The sequence below is a fragment of the Streptosporangium lutulentum genome (assembly GCF_030811455.1).
In the GTDB taxonomy this organism is placed as follows: domain Bacteria; phylum Actinomycetota; class Actinomycetes; order Streptosporangiales; family Streptosporangiaceae; genus Streptosporangium; species Streptosporangium lutulentum.
This window is the reverse complement of record NZ_JAUSQU010000001.1, coordinates 7,578,328-7,595,714: the sequence shown is the minus strand read 5'-3', so window position 1 is coordinate 7,595,714 and position 17,387 is coordinate 7,578,328. Positions and strand designations below refer to the sequence as shown.

Here is a 17,387-nt window from a genome sequence, read left to right as displayed (position 1 = left end):
CGGGATAAAATATAGATTTCGGTTCAGCCGCACTATGGGCTCCGGCTGCGATTCTGACCACACGAGGCACACCCTGAGCGCAGGCTGGTGATCGTGGTGACCGGCGGGACCGATGAGGAGTTCCGCGAGTATGTCATTGCTCGCGGGTCGGCGCTTCTCCATGCCGCCTACCAGCTCACCGGGCATCCCAGTGATGCCGAGGACCTGCTCCAGGCGGCGCTGGTCAAGACCTACCTCGCCTGGGACCGCATCGAGGACCGCGGGGCACTGGACGGCTACGTGCGCCGGGCGATGGTCAACATCAACATCTCCTGGTGGCGCCGGCGCAAGCTGGAGGAGTATCCGTCGGAGAACATCCCCGAGCCGGTGCTCAGCGGAGGACCCGGGTACCTGCCCGAGCAGATGATCTGCGGCGGAACCGGCCACCTGCCGGAGCAGGTGGAGCAGGCCCTGGACCGGCTGCCCACCCGGATGCGGGCCGCGGTCGTGCTGCGCTACTACGAGGACATGACCGAGCCGGAGATCGCCAAGGCCCTGGGCATCAGCGTGGGGACGGTGAAGAGCACGGTCTCGCGGGCGATGGCCAAGCTCCGCGGCGACCTCACCGTCCCGGAACAGCGGCAACTGGAGCCGCAGACCTGAACCCGGGTCTTCAGGAGCCGAAGGCTTCGGATCCGCAGGACGGCGCCGCGCGACGGACCTAGCGCTTGTCCGGTAATCGAGTCATCATCGATTGATGCGGAGCACGATGGGCGACTTCCCACTCACCATCACCTCGATCATGCGACACGGTACGGACCTCTTCCCCGGCCACGAGGTCGTCACCTACACCGGCGACGGGTTCACACGGCAGTCGTACGGAGAGCTGGCCCTGGACGCCGCCCGCCTGGCGAACGCCCTGCGCGGGCTGGGAGTCACCGGTGACCAGCGGGTCGCGACGTTCATGTGGAACAACGCCGCTCACCTGGCCGCCTACCTCGCCGTGCCGAGCATGGGCGCGGTGCTGCACACGCTCAACATCAGGCTCTTTCCCGAGCAGCTGACATACATCGCCAACCACGCGGAGGACGACGTCCTGCTCGTGGACGCCACGCTGATCCCGCTCCTCGCGCCGATCCTGCCCCAGTTCAAAACGGTCCGGCACGTGATAGTCGTCGGGGAGGGCTCGATCGACGGGCCCCGGGTCCACGACTACCGGACGCTGCTCGACGCCGCGGACGTCTCCTTCGACTGGCCGGAGCTGGACGAGAGCTCGGCCGCGGCCATGTGTTACACCAGCGGCACCACCGGCAACCCCAAGGGCGTCGTCTACAGCCACCGTTCCGCCTACCTGCACTCGATGTCGGTCTGTACGGCCAACGCCATGGGACTGGCCGCCGAGGACCGGGTCCTGCCGATCGTGCCGATGTTCCACGCCAACGCCTGGGGCCTGCCGTACGCCTCCCTGATGGCCGGGGCGTCGCTGGTCATGCCCGACAGGTTCCTCCAGGCCGAGCATCTGGCACGGATCATCGCCGAGGAACGCCCGACCGTGTCGGGGGCGGTCCCGACGCTCTGGAACGACATCCTGCGGCACGCCCGTACGCATCCCACCGACCTGTCCTCGTTGCGGCTGGTGGCCTGCGGCGGCTCCGCGGTCCCCGAGTCGCTGATACGGGCGCTGCAGGAGGAGTTCGGCGTGCGGATCGCGCACGCCTGGGGGATGACGGAGACCTCTCCACTGGCCACCGTCGCCCCGCTGGAAGACCCCTGGGACCTGCGGGTCACCCAGGGGCGGCTGCTGGCCGGGGTCGAGGGACGCATCGTGGGCGGCGGTGACGTGGTGCTGCCCGCCGACGGCGAGTCGGTGGGAGAGCTGGAGGTCCGCGGCCCGTGGGTCACCTCGTCGTACTACCTCGACCCCGAGCGGGACCGGTTCCACGACGGCTGGCTGCGCACCGGCGACGTGGGCCGGCTGGACGCCGGATACGTGACGCTGACCGATCGGGCCAAGGACGTCATCAAGTCGGGCGGCGAGTGGATCTCCTCCGTGGAGCTGGAGAACCTTCTGATGTCCCATCCCGCGGTCGTCGAGGCGGCGGTGATCGGCGTGCCCGACGAGCGGTGGGGGGAAAGACCGCTCGCGTGCGTGGTCCCTGACGGCGAGGTCTCCGCCTCCGAGCTGAGGGAGTTCCTCGAGGGCAAGGTGGCCCGGTGGCAGTTGCCGGATCAGTGGGCGTTCGTGGAGGAGGTCCCGAAGACCTCCGTGGGCAAGTTCGCGAAGAGAACGCTGCGGGCGATGGCCGCGGAGGGAGGGCTCTCCGTCATTCGGACGGTGTGAGCTCGACCGGCGCGCGCTGGGCGGGTGTGAGTTTCGCCGGCGTGGGATCGCACGGCGTGTGCGAGGACGACGTGGGTTCGACTCCCGCCGTGGCGCAGGGCCGTACGGCGTCGCGGATGATCCTGAGGGTTTCCAGGAAGGCGTTGAGCTGTTCGGGGGAGAGCAGACCTGTGAACCAGGTCTCGATGTCGGCCAGGTGCTGCGGGATCACGGCCTGGAGCCGGTCGATGCCGGCCTCGGTGATGACCGCGTAGGAGGCCCGGCGGTCGCTGTCACACGCCTGTCTCGTGACCAGCCCTTCACGCTCCAGCCGGTCGACGACCCTGGTCGCCCCGCTGGTGGACAGGCTCGTCTGCGCGGCCAGGTCGCTCATGCGCAGCCGATGTTCGGGTGAGCGCGCCAGCCGGATCAGAGTCTCGAAGTCGATCTCCGACAGTCCGTCTGCGGTGAAGGAGTGGTGCGTCTTCGCCACGATGCCGGTGTAGACCTCCGCGAGGAGGCCCATGGCCGTCAGGCGTGGGTCGTCAAAAGGGATCACCTTTCCACTGTATCCCACAGTAGTTGACGTGAGGAATATTCCTCGTGTAGAAATCTGTTGTCGCAAACATCAACGCAGCAAGCATCTCTTCGGGAGTAGACATGAGCACTCGGACTTGGGAAAACCTTCAGCTCCCCACCGCGGGCACCTTCACCTTCGACGTCGCTCACACCAGGATCGGCTTCATCGCCAAGCACATGATGGTGAGCAAGGTCCGCGGCCACTTCGACGAGTTCTCCGGCACCGTCACGGTCGCCGAGAACCCCCTCGAGTCCTCCGCCGAGCTCACGATCAAGGCCGCGAGCATCAGCACCGGTTCTCCCGACCGTGACGGCCACCTGCGCGGCGACGACTTCCTCTCCGTCGACAAGTTCCCCGAGATCACCTTCCGCAGCACCCGCGTCGCGGGCCACTCCGGTGACGAGTTCGTCCTCGTGGGCGACCTCACCATCCGCGACGTCACCAAGCAGGTCGAGCTCACCGTCGAGTACGGCGGCGCCGGCACCAACCCGTGGGGCCAGGAGCTCTGGGGCTTCTCCCTCACGACCGAGATCGACCGCGAGGCGTTCGGCCTGACCTGGAACCAGGCGCTGGAGACCGGCGGCGTCCTGGTCAGCAAGAAGATCAAGATCGAGGTCGAGGGCGAAGCCAACCGCGCCTGATCCTCACGATCTCCACGGGCTCCTTCCTCGCTCACGAGGAGGAGCCCTCGTTGTGATCGCTTGTTGAGATTTGACGTCTCGCATAGTAGGAATCCCCAGGGTTACCATCACCTCTAGCTGGGAATTCCTTACTCTGTCCACAGATGTGGAGCAAGTTATCCACCATCTGTGGATAACTTGGCTGTGATCGGCATTCGCGACGCGCACGAGAACCACTTTGCCGCCTCGCCGTAAGGCCGGTACTCTGTGCTGAGCCGATCGGCAACCAGGAGGCTTCGCCTAGTCAGGTCTATGGCGCCGCACTGCTAATGCGGTTTGGGTTTACCGCCCATCCGGGGTTCAAATCCCCGAGCCTCCGCAGTACAGAGGCCCTCTCCCGAAACTTGGGAGAGGGCCTTTTTGATCTTCAAGGGCGTCATGGTTGCAGTTCGAGTTGCGATGAGGCCCTCACCCGCGACACGGGCGGCAGAGGCCTGCCGTGGCGTCACCCCTATCGGGCCTCGTCGGAGAGCAATGCCCTCCACACATCCTCTGCCTGCCGGATCGGCCGGCGATAGGTCTCGTGAACCTGCCGGTCGCCGTCGAGCTGGAGCGTGCGGCGGATGAAAGCCTGTCCTCCGGTCTGGCACAGCTCATACAGCGTGGCCCGGCAACAGCAGGTCCAGGCGATCACCCGCAGGCGCGTCACCCCTTGGTACGGCTCCCGCCAGACCAGCCGCATGTGATCGCGCTGCGTCATCGCCACATGCGGACTCAGGCAGTCGCTCACCCCGATCACCGCGGATCTCCCGCCATCGGAACCGGCCGGGGATGCTCCTTCTGAAGCTCGGCGCAGCGATCGGCGACCCGACGCGCAGCCGTCACCGGATCACCTACAGAGCAGAAGACATACCGCCGCCGTCGAGCACGTCCGGACTCCTGGCCCGTCCACCAGCGAAACACCCGGCCATCGGTCCACACGACCAACTCGAACCAGACGGACACCAAAGCCAGGCCGTACCCATCATGAACATCAGAGGCGATCCCCAAAGCGGCCACACCCGATTTTCAATCCGGAACGGGCCTCCCCGCAGGGGGATCAGGGACTAGTCCCACGAGATGCTTGACGGCTGGTCTAGGGATCGTGCATCGATTCCTCATCGTCCGTGACCGCAGGCCCAAGCGGGAGCCGCTACGTCCGCTCCTGCCGATGAGCGGGCGTTTCGGGACTCCCCGGAGCCGGGTGCGGACGTGATCCAAGAGGTGGCGCCGATATCTGCGCCGGTCGGCCGCACACCACTGCCCACCAAGTGGAGCGATTGAGCATCGATCACACGGGAAAGCTGCTCACTCGCTCCATCCATCGTGCCCGCATCAGGCACCCATACCTACCGCCGCACGTGACCAAGCTCGGTACGTGCGGTCGGGGCGGCCCTGCGTCAATTGGCTCGAGGCCTACTCGGCATCGCAGGTCGTGGCCTCGGATCCAGTCGGTTCCGTAGACCTCGTGCCAGTGCTCTCGCCCTTCCTGCCCGCCTCGATGGGGGTGTAGCGCCGCCGTTGAAGCTCATCGCGTTCAACGTCCGGGATCGTCATCGACTCGGCAAGCACGGCGGCAAGCGCGTCCACTTGAGTGTTGTCGATGTCAGCGTGGAAGAGCCACCGGATGTTCTCGTCGCGCGTGATGAGGTCGATCGCCAAGCGCCCGCTTCTGTCCTGTGTGGTCGCTGTTCGGACGTATCGCACCCGGTCAATCGGGATGTCCTGACGGATCTCGCCTTGCTCAAGGAATGCGTTCGTCTTGGCCGTGATGATTCGGCGATCCGTGACGGCGACCAGTGTCTTTGCCGCCACCTTGTCCCTCGCTGCCGCCAACTTCTCCTTCGCTCCACTGAAGATCGCAGAAATGGGACCGAGAGCATCGAGCTGATCGGGGAAGCCGAGGACACGTAGGGTCTCACCGTCCTCGAGGAACCATTGCAGGATGCGAAGGTACGGCTCGAGAGCCAGCGATTCGGGTGCGCAGACGACGCCCGGAGCCTCGAGCGGAGGGGCCGGCGGATGGAGAGCATCGGCAAGAGGCTCGATCGCCGCGAGAAGAAGGGCGGAGGTTTGGCGGGCCGCATTCGCGTCCCTCCGCTTCCCCGGCAGTGGCAGTGCGCCGCGTCCGGGGAGCTCGGCGATGATTCGTAGCTCCCGCGTCAGCGAGTCGACGAGGCTCGTCGTCTCGGCGAGAGCGGACTCGAGCTCCTTGCCGGTACGGCGCGCAATGTCCTCGACGAGCCGGGCCTCGCCGGCGTCTTCGGGCCCAGCGGTTCTCGCCCGCGCGGCGTGGAGCGCCTGATATCCGGTCCATGCCTTGACGGAAGACAGGAGGGCGTTGGCGTCGAAGAGGATTGCCTCGGCGTTCGTCTCGAGATACTCACGGCGGCCATGTGTGTCGAGCCGATGGATCTGCCGGATGTGCGTGCCGACGTTCAGTCGGTACAGGTTGAGCTGCGTACGCAGGTCCGCCTTCTTACCCGCGACGGTGTCCCACAGGGACGTCGGGACCGATCCGACCTCTCGCGCCTGGTCAACTACGTGATCGACGGTGGCGACGAGCGCCGTCAGCTCGGCCCACTGCCCGTGGCGGATAGTCGTGAGTACCTGGCTTGTCAGCGCGATGTTGGTTCTGACAAGGCCCGTGATCTCACTCAGCTGCATCTGAAGGGCGACCATGGCCAGCGCTGGCCCGATCGCAGCCGCGGTCTGCGCCGCGCTCACCGCAGTCAAGGGGATCAAGCGGGCCTGACCGACGATGCGACCGGAGGACATCACTGCTCCGAGGTTCGCGCCATCCTTGACGGCGAGCGTTCCGCCGGCCCTCAGCATGGCCAGTGTCGCGTCGCTGAACCTGTAAAGCCCTTGCACGCTGGCGAATGCGTTTCCGAGGTTGCCGGCCACGGTCGCCGTGTTTCCGATCGAGGCGAGGACTGTGGAGATCTGCGTGCGGTCGGCGGCCGACACGAGCCCAAAGTCGATCAGATCGAGCTTGAGTTCCGCCGGGACCTCACCGAAGACGACAGCAACCCCTGGGAGCACCTCCGCTAGGACCATCGATGCCGTCGTTGAGTCGATGTCCGAGTTGGGTGTCGGATCGTCCACAACAGGTGAGTCGGCGGTATTGCTCTGGCCGTTCTCCTCAGGCTCGGCGATCTCCATCGAGTCCGACGGGTCCTGCATGCGATCTCCTCCCCGCGGGGGCGCGCAACGGCCAGACGTCGTCGGCGTTCACTGCCGAAGTCTACGGCTCGACGCCCTGCGGTTCAGTGGAAACCCACGTCCCGTCGCTCCGCGAACGTCGGGATTCAACCGCGCCACGACGGGGCGTTTGATGCTGGCTAGCTCTACCGACCAGGCCATGGTCATACCGCATTCCGCGCGGATCTCGAGGTGCGTCATTCCGCGAAAGAACCGTCCGCACATGCCGCGATCCGCACGTCGGCTGGTTAGCTTACTCTCATGCCGCGAAGCGTTACGCTGGCGGCCGCGGGGGACGTTTGATGGAATCGGTCTATGAACACACGAGGACACGAAATCGAGCTCACGCCTGTATCGGATCAGGTCGTGGTGCGAGTCAAGAACGTGGTCGTCGCCACCTCCTCCCAGCCGATCGTGCTCACCGAGACGGGCTGTCCACCGCGGTACTACCTGCCGTCGACGGACGTGAAGATGGACATGCTCAGATCATCGACAACGACGTCGCACTGCCCGTTCAAGGGCGACGCCGCCTACTGGTCGGTTCAGATCGGTGACGATGTGGCCGAGGACGTGGTCTGGTCCTACCCGGAGCCGTTCCCAAAGGTGGAGGAGATCGCCGGATTGCTCGCCTTCTGGGCCGAGAAGCCAGGCGTCACGCTGGAGGTGAACGGGCAGGCCGCGTAAGCGTCGCGGGTTGCGATCGCCGCCACGCGCAACAGATTGTCCGCCCTGACGGCGCTGAACATCCGCTTCTGCCGCGGATCGTGAGCGTCGCCTGGTTCGGAACAGTCAGGACTGTCACGCATCTGGTGGGACTGAAGTGTCAAGCATGTCCCAGGGCACGACACATGAGCGAGCCCCCAGGCACTGCCGAATTGTTCTCATAGGTATCAAGCGGCGGCGCGCCGCGCCGCCGTACCCGGCCCTCTGCCGCCCGCCGTCCGGGCGTGCGGCGTGGGCGCCGGTCCCGGCCGGCGGCGCCCTGGGCCGTAGCCGCACTACGCACCCGCCGTACCCAACGCACTCGCCGATTCCGGCGACGCACCGTCGTTGAGCACCTCATGACGTCTCTTGCGGCTCCAACACCCCGTGCTCAGTCCAATGCCACGAACGCCGGTGAGACGTCGCCTTCCACGTCTCAGTAGCCGCCACCGCGCGAGTTATCCAGTCTCGCAACTCTGGCAGAGCAGCCCTGCGTAGCGCTTCCCTGATCTCAGCGCGATCCGCAGACCGGACAGGATAAACCGACAGCGCAATCCCATAGACGTCCGGATGGATACCGCCCGCACGGCCTGTCCGTGGCCATGTAAAAGTCCCCACAGGTGGCCAGTTCGAGGTCACCACTGATGGCCGATTTAGGTCCCCGCTTCTCGTTCGCGTGTCGTCGGGAGGTGTGTGCCCTGAGCGGTGATCGTGACGGTGTCAGCCAGTCACGAGATCACCGCTCAGGGGGTCTGTTCGGCCATGAAATCTTCGGGGGAAGTCATGGACATCATCGCCGCCTACCGCGAGGTAGGCACCTATCGCGGGGCCGCGCAGATATGCGGCACCACGCACAAGACCGTCAGACGCATCATCGAGCGCTCCCTGACCGGCAACAAGCCGACCTGCCGCAAACGCCGTGAACACAACTTCGACGCGGTCACCGAACTGGTAGCCGGCAAGGTGCAGGCCACCGCGGGGAAGATCTCGGCCAAGCGGCTGCTGCCGCTGGCCCAGGCCGCCGGGTATACCGGATCGGCGCGTAACCTGCGGCGTCTGGTCGCATCAGCGAAGAAGACCTGGCGGCGCGATCACCATCGCGGGCGGCGTCCGGCGATCTGGACGCCGGGCGAGATGCTGGTCATCGACTGGGGGGACGCCGGCGGTGGGTTGCACGTGTTCTGCGCGGTGCTGGCCTGGTCCAGGATCCGGTTCGTGCGCTTCGCCGACAACCAGCGGGCCGCCACCACCCTGGCCATGCTGGCTGAATGCTTCGAAGAACTCGGCGGGGTGCCCAAAGCGGTGCTGGCCGATCGGATGGGCTGCCTGAAGGGCGGCGTGGTCGCCAACAAGGTCATCCCGACCGCCGATTACGTCCGCTTGGCGACGCACTACGCCTTTCGGCCGGACTGGTGCGAGGCCGCTGATCCCGAATCGAAGGGGATCGTGGAGAACCTGGTCGGCTATGCCAAGCGTGACCTGATTGCACCGCACGCCCCGTTCGATGATCTGACGGCGGCCAACGTCGCGGCGCGGCAGTGGTGCGCCGAGGTCAACGCGGTGCCGCACTCGGAGATCTGCGCGATCCCGGTCGAGCGACTGGCCGCTGAGCGCGAGTTGCTGAGCGCGCTGCCGTCGCTGCGGCCCGCGATCGGCAAGGCGCCGGCCACCCGCAAGGTCGACAAACTCTCATGCGTGCGCTTCGGCTCGGCCCGCTACTCGGTGCCGACCCGGCTGATCGGCGCCGCCGTCGCCGTCGTGGAGGCCGACGGGCGGCTGCTGGTCTCGGACCTGGCCACCGGTGAGATCGTCGCCGAGCACGTCCCGGTCGCTCCCGGCGAGGCAGCGGTCACCGACGCACACTACGGCGGTCCCCGGCCCGCACCACGCCGCCCCGCCCGGCCCAGGACCGAGGCGGAGAAGACCTTCCTGGGACTCGGCCCGGTCGCGGAGGCGTTCTTGGCAGCCTCGGCCGCCTCCGGCAACACCCGCCTGGCCGCTGACTTGGAGGAGCTGGCCGCACTGCGTGCCGCGCACGGCGAAGCGGCCCTGCTGTCGGCGCTGGAGCGCGCAGTCGCTTTTCGCCGCTGGCGGGCCGAGGACGTGCGCTCGATCTTGGCCGCTGGAGCCGGAACCGCGCAGCCCTGCCCGGCCGGAGAGGCCCTCGTTTTGGAGCTGCCGCAGGTGCCGACCCGGCCGCTGTCGGCCTATACCCTCGACAAGCTCAACCAGATCGGGCAGGTGTCATGACCGCGCCCGCTCTTCCGCCACTGGCCGCCGACCTCGATGGCGGGCTGCGCCGTCTGAAGCTGTCAACGATCCGGGCTCTGGCACCGGAGCTGCTCCTCACTGCCCGCACGCAACGGTGGAACCCCGAGGAGTTCCTGCGCACGCTCATCGATGCCGAGCTGGCTGCTCGGGATGCCTCCAACGCCCGAATGAGGATGAAGGCCGCCGCGTTCCCGGTCATCAAGACGATCGAGGAGTTCGACGTCGCCGCCTCCTCGATCCCCCGGGCAACGTTCGACTACCTGGCCTCGCTGGAGTGGGTTCGAGCGGCGGAGAACTACTGCGCGGTCGGGCCGGCCGGCACCGGCAAGTCCCACAGCCTCATCGCGTTCGGCGTCGCCGCTATCCAGGCCGGTTACAAGGTCCGTTATTTCACCGCCGCCGAGCTGGTCGAGACGCTCTATCGGGGTCTGGCCGACAACTCCGTCGGCCGCGTGATCGAGAATCTACTGCGCGCCGATCTGGTCGTCATCGACGAGGTGGGATTCGCTCCGCTGGACGATACCGGCACCCAGTTACTGTTTCGGTTCGTCGCCGCCGCCTATGAGCGCCGCGCGCTCGGGATCGGCTCGCACTGGCCTTTCGATCAGTGGGGGCGTTTCCTGCCCGAGCACACCACCGCGGTCAGCCTGCTGGATCGGCTCCTACACCACAGCATCGTCGTGGTCACCGAGGGCGAGTCCTTCCGCATGCGACAGGCCCGCATCCGAGGCCCAGGACGACCCACCATGAAGTAGTCAACTACGAAGAGCTGGGGACTTTTTCTTGGCCACCAGCGGCGACACGCACCTGGCCATTGACACGGCCCGGATGCCATCTAACCTCCAGCACTAAGCGCTGCGGTACATCGCCCCAGAAATTCAGCTCACGAACATGCTGGAAGTGCTCCCCGAGCACCTCACTCAGATCCGACCGAGTCAACGGCCAAGAAGCCCCCCGAGCCAATCGCCGATCACGAGCAGACATATCCACCTCACACAACTCGCCCTCGCTCAGCTTTGCGAGCTTAAACAGCAGCCTCCGGGGTGGGACGAGGCAGACGGGAAGATCCGGCGAGAGGGGTGCGTGCGTCCGCACGGGGTTCTCAGGCCGTGCCCGCTGCGTGCCCGTCAGGAGGGTCACAAGCGGTAATTACGGGTAATCGGAGCCCGGGCCTTCACCCCGAGGTGTGGACATCTTGAGTGCCAGATCATAGAGATCTGGAGACCAAGGAGTTCCTCGTGGCCATGAAGGCCTACTCAGTTGAGTTCAAGACAGACGCCGTCGCGTTGTATCTGTCGGACCCGTCGCGGACGTACGCGTCGGTGGCCAAGGACCTGGGCGTCAACCGTGAGACGTTGCGCCTGTGGGTGCACCAGGCGCGGTCTGCCGGCACTGCTCCGAAGACGGGCTCGGTGAAGAGGCCGCCGACGGGATTGGTAACCTCCGGCAACGTGCTGGAAGAGGAGAACAAGCAGTTGCGGGCCCGGATCCGGGAACTGGAGCTGGAGCGCGAGATTTTGCGGCGGGCGGCCAAGTATTTCGCCGGGGAGACGAACTGGTGAGTCGCTTCCAGTTCGTTGCCGATCACCGTGACGCCTTCGGGGTGAAGCGACTGTGCCGAGTGCTGGAGGTCTCCCGGTCGGGGTTCTATCGGTGGGTGGCCGCCACACCGGCGAGGGCGGTGCGGACGGCGGCCGACGCTGCGCTCGCGGCGGAGATCAGGCAGATCCACGCCGACTTCGATGGCACCTACGGCAGCCCGCGGGTGACTGCCGAGCTGCGCGATGCGGGCCGGCGGGTCAATCACAAGCGGGTGGCGCGGATCATGCGGGTCTTCGGCATCGTCGGGCTGCATCTGCGTAAGAGGGTCCGCACCACGGTGCCCGAGCCCTCCCATCAGAAGATGCCCGACCTGATCAAGCGGGACTTCACCGCGGCCGCGCCGAACCAGCGGTACGTGGGCGACATCACCTATCTGCCCGTCGGTGAGGGACAGTTCTTGTATCTCGCGACGGTGCTGGACCTGCATTCACGTCGCCTGGCTGGTTGGTCGATCGCCGATCACATGCGCACCGAGCTGGTGACCGACGCGCTGCGGGCAGCCGCCGCCACGCGGGGTGGTGACCTGGCCGGGGCGGTCTTTCACTCCGATCACGGGGCGCAATACACCTCCGCCGACTTCGCCGCCGTGTGCAAGGAGTTCGGTGTTCGCCAGTCGATGGGCGCCGTCGGGACAAGCGCGGACAACGCTGCCGCCGAGGCGTTCAACGCCACTCTCAAACGCGAGACGCTGCAGGGCGCCAAACGCTGGTCCTCGGCCCGCCAGGCTCGCCTGGAGGTCTTCAAGTGGATCACTCGCTACAACACCCGAAGGAGGCACTCCAGCCTGAACTACCTCAGCCCGATCACCTACGAGCAGCGGTCCGATAGGGTCCTGCTCGCCGCATGACAGCTGGTGTCCACATTTTGGGGCCAAGGCCCCCCTCCCTCGCAGGCCAGCCCTTCCCCAGGTCAGCGACCAGGCCTGTTAGAGACTTCCCAAGCTGACAACGCGGGTTGATTCCCGTCGCCCGCTCCATTCCAAAGGGCTGAGTCACGGAGCTTGGAAGTAACCAAAGCGGAATCACTCTATAGCGGCCTATCACCGAATGGAGATCGCTGCGCCCAATCTGGGAGATGCCGGATCGAGGATCACCGCACCACTGAATCTGCCAGCGAGGGGCGGAGGGATGTAATTGTCAACTGTATCGATGATCACTACGCCGCTGATTCTACTAGCGAGAGCGAGGGCTGCAGGGACGGCATTGTCAACTATGTCGTCCGCAGTGGGATCGATGCCCAATACGCGTAAGTGACCGTTCAACCCATCGGGATCGCTTCCCTGGCGTTCAAAGGGACGAGATGGCACGAAGCTGGTTACCACCTGCCCATCCACGGCGTGGATGAAGCTGCCATCTGCGACGCCGTCGCGTTGCACGGTGATGACCTCGCCCCCGTCGCGCGAGAGGGATTCGATGAACTCCCGTCGGCTTCCCTGCCGGCCTTTGCACTCGGCAACCGTCCAGTCCCCAATGCGAGCGACCCTGATGATCTCCCCAAGGCTCCCCACTGCCTGGTGCTCGGCGACCTCTTCATCGGAGACGAGCCGGATGTCCTGCTCTTCGGCACCAAGACGGTGGAGGACCTCGCGCTCATCCAGCCCGCGAACGAAGACGATCGCGTAGACGGGACCGAGCTGCCCGTCATCAGACCAGTCGTAAACGTCTGGGCTGACCCCGGCGTCTTGCGCGGATGCGCGGACCGCCTCGTACACCTCGGGATTCGCGGCAAAGTAGGCCTCGTGGCCGTCGCCCGAGATCATGCCGTTCGCACTGACTCCGTAACCGTTGGCCCTGGCCCACTCCCGGATACCGGGAGTGCCGTCGGGGCGGATAAGGCGAGTCATTCGCATCGAGCGAAATTGGGGGTCCGACATGCTCTGACAATCTACACATGATCCCGAACGTGTCGAGAGAACAGCGGGGCACCGAACGCATCCATATCCCAGTCCTCAGCCAAGTAGCGGACACTGCGATATGTCACGCTGGCGGAGGACTCTGATGCCTAGACGAGTAAGTCCGATGTCTGGGGCCGGTGACCGGGCATGAAGAGAGGGCGTTCAAGATCATGTTGTGACGCAAGACCTGAACACCCTCTTGACCGCACTATATGTGAAGATCGACGACAAGATCGGAGGAAGCCGATCGATGGGCAGGCCGCCACTGCTCAGCGACTCCGAGCTCGTCTGCCTAGCGGTGGCCCAGGCGCTGCTCGGTCACCACTCCGAGGCCCGCTGGCTGCGCTTCGCCCGCACGCACCTGTCCGGCATGTTCCCGTACCTGCCGCAGCAGTCGGGCTACAACAAACGCCTGCGCGCGGCATTGCCCCTGGTCAAGCAGATGATCCGGGAGCTGGCCACCGACAGCGACTTTTGGTTCGACAACCACTGGATCGTTGACTCCACACCGGTGCCGTGCGGGATGTCGCGCCCAACCGTGCAGCGCTCGAACCTGGCCGGCTGGGCCGGCTACGGCTACTGCGCCTCACACTCCCGGTTCTTCTGGGGCCTGCGGCTGTATCTGGTGTGCACCCCGACCGGCATGCCGATCTTATGGGCGCTGGCCAACCCGAAGATCGGCGAGCGGGAGGTGCTGGCCGCGATGCTCGAGGTCGATGCCGGCCTGATCGCCGAACGCGAGGGCATTCTGCTCATCTGCGACAAGGGTTTCGCCTCCAAGCCTTTTGAGAAGGAACTCGCCGCCCACGGCATCGACCTGCTGCGTCCCTCCCGCAAGCGGGAGAAACAGCGGCACGGCGAGCCAATGCTCAAGAAGGTCCGCCAGCTCATCGAGTCGGTCAACGACACTCTCAAAGGCCAACTCGACCTGGAACAACACGGCGGACGGACCTTCGAGGGCGTCGCCGTCCGCGTCGCCCAGCGCATCCTGGCGATGGCCGCGGCAATCTGGCACAACAACAAGACCGGAGCCCCGGTCACCCGCTCGCTGATCGCCTACGACCACTGATCACATCGGACTTACTCGTCTAGGTATGGTCGCAATCTTGATCGCGTGCCAGATGCGTGCCAGAACAGGCGGGGAACCGCGGTCACTCACGGGGACTCACGGTCACTCGACCCGCCTTGACCTGCACCCCCGTTTCCCCAGCTCAGGACGTCAGGATCAGCAGCCGCTTCCCAAGCTGATAGTGCGCTAAGCCGGGAATTCGGTGTCCCACGGGTAGGAGAAATACTCGGGTGGTTGTCGACGACGGGTGAAAACTGACCCCGTGGCGACGGCCGAAAATTGACCCCCCTTGTAGTCACTCTGGAGGGTGATCAAGGTGGAGGACTGGGCGGAGATCCGCCGGTTGCATCGAGCCGAGACGATGCCGATCAAGGCGATCGCTCGGCATATGGGCATCTCGAAGAACACCGTGAAACGGGCGCTGGCGGCCGATGCACCGCCAGCATATGAGCGGGTGGGCAAGGGATCGATCGTGGACGCGGCCGAACCGCGGATCCGGGCGCTGCTGGCGGAGTTTCCGACCATGCCCGCGACGGTGATCGCCGAGCGGATCGGCTGGGAGCGCTCGCTCACGGTCCTCAAAGACCGGATCCGTGTGCTGCGGCCGCAGTTCCAGCCGGTCGATCCGGCGTCGCGGACCACCTATCACGCGGGCGAGCTGGCCCAATGTGATCTGTGGTTTCCGCCGGTGAAGGTGCCGGTGGGGGCTGGGCATCTGGCCAGCCCGCCGGTGCTGGTCATCGTCAGCGGATACTCGCGGTGGATGATGGCCCGGATGCTGCCTTCGCGCACCGCGGGGGATCTGTTTTCCGGGCACTGGGCTTTGTTGTCGGAGCTGGGCGCGGTGCCCAAGACGCTGGTGTGGGACAACGAGTCCGCGATCGGCCAGTGGCGGGGCGGCAAACCGCAGCTCACCGCGGACGCCCATGCTTTTCGCGGAGCGCTGGGGGTGCGCATCGCGCAGTGCCGTCCGGGAGATCCCGAGGCCAAGGGGCTGGTCGAGCGGGCCAACGGCTATCTGGAGACCTCGTTTCTGCCCGGCCGCGATTTTGCTTCGCCGCAGGACTTCAACGCCCAGCTGGCCGCCTGGCTGCCCCGGGCCAACAGCCGCCATCACCGGCGTATCCAGTGCCGTCCGCTGGATCGGCTGCACGCCGATCTGGCGGCGATGGTGGCGTTGCCGCCGATCGCGCCGGCCGTGGGCTGGCGCACCTCAACTCGGCTGGCGCGTGATCACTATGTGCGGATCGCCTCGTGTGACTACTCGGTCCATCCCTCGGTGATCGGCCGTCTGGTGGAGGTGGTCGCCTCCTTGGAGGAGGTCACGGTGACCTGCGGCGGGCAGTTGGTGGCCCGCCACCGGCGGTGCTGGGCGCCGCACCAGACCATCACCGATGCGCTGCATGCGCAGGTGGCCGCCGCGATGCGCCGCACCGGCCTGCGCACGACCCCTGCCCCGGCCACAGCCGGGGCCCCCGCTGAGGTTGAGGTCGAGCAGCGTCGGTTGAGTGACTACGACGCGTTGCTCGGCATCGAGGGAGTGGCGTGATGACCGCGACCGGCACGAACACCACCACCACGACCAGCGGCCGCAACGTCGCGGCCGAGCTGGCCTATCTGACCCGGGTGCTCAAGGCCCCATCCCTGGCGGCCTCCATCGATCGGCTGGCCGAGCGGGCCAGGGCCGAGTCCTGGACGCATGAGGAGTTCTTGGCCGCCTGCCTGCAACGCGAGGTCGCCGCCCGGGAATCACACGGCGGCGAGGCCCGGATCCGCTTCGCCCGCTTTCCGGCCCGCAAGGCGTTGGAGGACTTCGACTACGACCACCAGCGCTCTCTCAAGCGTGAGGTCATCGCGCATCTGGGCGCGCTGGACTTCGTCACCGCCAAGGACAACGTGGTCTTCCTCGGCCCGCCCGGCACCGGCAAGACCCATCTGTCCATCGGGTTGGGGATCCGGGCGTGTCAGGCCGGTCACCGGGTCGCTTTCGCCACCGCCGCCCAGTGGGTGGCCCGGCTGGCCGATGCCCATGCCGCCGGCATGCTGCAGGGCGAGCTCATCAAGTTGTCTCGGATCCCGGTGCTGATCGTGGACGAGGTCGGCTACATCCCCTTCGAACCGGAGGCGGCCAATCTGTTCTTCCAGTTGGTCTCCAGTCGCTATGAGCGGGCCAGTTTGATCGTCACCAGCAACAAACCTTTCGGACGCTGGGGCGAGGTGTTCGGCGACGATGTTGTGGCCGCCGCCATGATCGACCGGCTGGTCCACCACGCCGAAGTCATCAGTTTGAAGGGAGACAGCTACCGCCTCAAAAACCGTGACCTTGGCCGCGTGCCCGCGGCCAATCCCAGCAACGACCAGTAACGATCAAATACGCGAGAGGGGTCAATTTTCAGACGACGATAGGGGGTCAGGATTCAGACGTCGTTGACAGTGGTACGCCCCAGTCTTGGAGGACGACGAGAAGTTGCGCCTCGTCAGCGGCGAGTGTGCGTTTGATCTCGTTGCTTCCGATGTCGTAGTCCCAGCCGTCGAGGTGCTCGGTGACATATTCGCAATGTGTCAGCTGGAAGGCACGTTTTGCATCGGTGCGGGTCCAGCCTTCTCGCCGAGCGCCATTGTCGGCGTGGGTTCGTAGAGGGCGGATCTCGACCCAGGCCCGGTACGCTGGCCGGCTCGCCTCGACTTCAGCGACGAGGGACCTTCCAAGCCGAAGAGCGCTCAGCTTGTCTACTGGGAAGGTCTTGTCGGAGCCGCGGGTCACCGGGGTCAGCCTGCCATGAAGCGCTGGACTCCCAGCGATGTGGGAGCCAACGGGCCGTACGACCTCGGACCGAGCTGGACTGATACGAACGGCCGGACCACTGGCACCCAACGCGGCGAACTAGTCTGAACGTCCCTGGACATCGTTTGGGGATCTACGGATTAGAAGGTCACGTCGTGCCCGTTGCGTGCCCGTCAGGAGGGTGAACAAGGGGGACTCACGGGGAACCACGGGTACTCGGCCCGCTCCCCCGCAGGTCAGCGCTTCGCCAGCTCAGGGGCCAAGTGCGTCAGAGACTTCCTAAGCTGACGACGCCGCCCGATCTCTTCCGTACTGGTCTTAC

15 protein-coding genes and 1 tRNA gene are annotated in these 17,387 nt (G+C 65.9%); 11 read left to right on the top strand and 5 right to left on the bottom strand.

The genetic code is table 11. From position 1 onward, the window contains the following. The first annotated feature begins 87 nt into the window (after positions 1 to 87). Positions 88 to 642: a SigE family RNA polymerase sigma factor gene (locus J2853_RS34130; protein ID WP_370879471.1), complete on the top strand. Its 555-nt coding sequence runs from the start codon at positions 88 to 90 to the stop codon at positions 640 to 642. A gap of 94 nt (positions 643 to 736) precedes the next feature. Then, complete coding sequence (locus J2853_RS34125; protein ID WP_307564814.1) at positions 737 to 2,320, top strand: long-chain fatty acid--CoA ligase; 1,584 nt, start codon at positions 737 to 739, stop codon at positions 2,318 to 2,320. Here the strand turns inward: J2853_RS34125 and J2853_RS34120 are convergent. Then, positions 2,304 to 2,858 (bottom strand): MarR family winged helix-turn-helix transcriptional regulator, encoded by a 555-nt coding sequence (locus tag J2853_RS34120; RefSeq protein ID WP_307564813.1) that lies wholly within the window; start codon positions 2,856 to 2,858, stop codon positions 2,304 to 2,306. The genes J2853_RS34125 and J2853_RS34120 overlap by 17 nt on opposite strands. Before the next feature lie 101 nt (positions 2,859 to 2,959). Here J2853_RS34120 and J2853_RS34115 point away from each other — a divergent pair, with 101 nt between their 5' ends. Both J2853_RS34115 and J2853_RS34110 read left to right on the top strand, forming a co-directional pair. Then, complete coding sequence (locus J2853_RS34115) at positions 2,960 to 3,520, top strand: YceI family protein (protein ID WP_307564812.1); 561 nt, start codon at positions 2,960 to 2,962, stop codon at positions 3,518 to 3,520. 268 nt (positions 3,521 to 3,788) lie between these two features. Next, positions 3,789 to 3,878: transfer RNA gene (locus tag J2853_RS34110), tRNA-Ser, on the top strand. A 132-nt stretch (positions 3,879 to 4,010) separates the two neighbouring features. On the opposite strand, the gene J2853_RS34105 is transcribed toward J2853_RS34110, so the two are convergent. Then, positions 4,011 to 4,259 carry a hypothetical protein gene (locus J2853_RS34105; RefSeq protein ID WP_307564811.1) on the bottom strand — a complete coding sequence of 83 codons (249 nt, stop codon included), beginning with the start codon at positions 4,257 to 4,259 and terminating at the stop codon, positions 4,011 to 4,013. Positions 4,260 to 4,954: 695 nt separating this feature from the next. Beyond that, the gene (locus tag J2853_RS34100; RefSeq protein ID WP_307564810.1) at positions 4,955 to 6,724 is read right to left on the bottom strand and encodes a hypothetical protein; all 1,770 of its coding nucleotides are present in this window, start codon (positions 6,722 to 6,724) and stop codon (positions 4,955 to 4,957) included. Positions 6,725 to 7,057: 333 nt separating this feature from the next. On the opposite strand from J2853_RS34100, the gene J2853_RS34095 reads away from it, so the two are divergent. The 4 genes from J2853_RS34095 (at position 7,058) to J2853_RS34080 (ending at position 12,164) form a co-directional block, all read left to right on the top strand. Beyond that, positions 7,058 to 7,426: a DUF427 domain-containing protein gene (locus J2853_RS34095; protein ID WP_503167743.1), complete on the top strand. Its 369-nt coding sequence runs from the start codon at positions 7,058 to 7,060 to the stop codon at positions 7,424 to 7,426. A gap of 780 nt (positions 7,427 to 8,206) precedes the next feature. Continuing rightward, entirely contained in the window at positions 8,207 to 9,694 is a 1,488-nt protein-coding gene (istA, locus tag J2853_RS34090) for an IS21 family transposase (protein WP_307558417.1), read from the top strand. Continuing rightward, positions 9,691 to 10,470: an IS21-like element helper ATPase IstB gene (gene istB / locus J2853_RS34085; RefSeq protein WP_307558420.1), complete on the top strand. Its 780-nt coding sequence runs from the start codon at positions 9,691 to 9,693 to the stop codon at positions 10,468 to 10,470. Before istA (J2853_RS34090) ends, istB (J2853_RS34085) begins: the two co-directional genes overlap by 4 nt. A 483-nt stretch (positions 10,471 to 10,953) precedes the next feature. After that, positions 10,954 to 12,164 (top strand): IS3 family transposase gene (locus J2853_RS34080; protein WP_307568558.1). Its coding sequence is split into 2 segments (ribosomal slippage): positions 10,954 to 11,263 and positions 11,263 to 12,164, totalling 1,212 coding nucleotides; the frame shifts between segments, so codons are not numbered across the junction. A gap of 192 nt (positions 12,165 to 12,356) precedes the next feature. On the opposite strand, the gene J2853_RS34075 is transcribed toward J2853_RS34080, so the two are convergent. Further along, on the bottom strand, positions 12,357 to 13,160 hold the full coding sequence (locus tag J2853_RS34075) for a DUF6461 domain-containing protein (RefSeq protein WP_307564808.1): 804 nt from the start codon (positions 13,158 to 13,160) through the stop codon (positions 12,357 to 12,359). Between the two features lie 226 nt (positions 13,161 to 13,386). Here J2853_RS34075 and J2853_RS34070 point away from each other — a divergent pair, with 226 nt between their 5' ends. The 3 genes from J2853_RS34070 (at position 13,387) to istB (J2853_RS34060) (ending at position 16,644) form a co-directional block, all read left to right on the top strand. Then, on the top strand, positions 13,387 to 14,280 hold the full coding sequence (locus J2853_RS34070) for an IS982 family transposase (RefSeq protein WP_307555729.1): 894 nt from the start codon (positions 13,387 to 13,389) through the stop codon (positions 14,278 to 14,280). 307 nt (positions 14,281 to 14,587) lie between these two features. Then, positions 14,588 to 15,829 carry an IS21 family transposase gene (istA, locus tag J2853_RS34065; RefSeq protein WP_307553885.1) on the top strand — a complete coding sequence of 414 codons (1,242 nt, stop codon included), beginning with the start codon at positions 14,588 to 14,590 and terminating at the stop codon, positions 15,827 to 15,829. Next, entirely contained in the window at positions 15,829 to 16,644 is an 816-nt protein-coding gene (gene istB / locus J2853_RS34060) for an IS21-like element helper ATPase IstB (RefSeq protein ID WP_307553883.1), read from the top strand. The genes istA (J2853_RS34065) and istB (J2853_RS34060) overlap by 1 nt, the downstream gene beginning before the upstream one ends. Positions 16,645 to 16,690: 46 nt before the next feature. Here istB (J2853_RS34060) and J2853_RS34055 read toward each other — a convergent pair whose 3' ends face one another. Then, on the bottom strand, positions 16,691 to 17,044 hold the full coding sequence (locus J2853_RS34055; protein WP_307564807.1) for a hypothetical protein: 354 nt from the start codon (positions 17,042 to 17,044) through the stop codon (positions 16,691 to 16,693). Between the last annotated feature and the right edge of the window lie 343 nt (positions 17,045 to 17,387).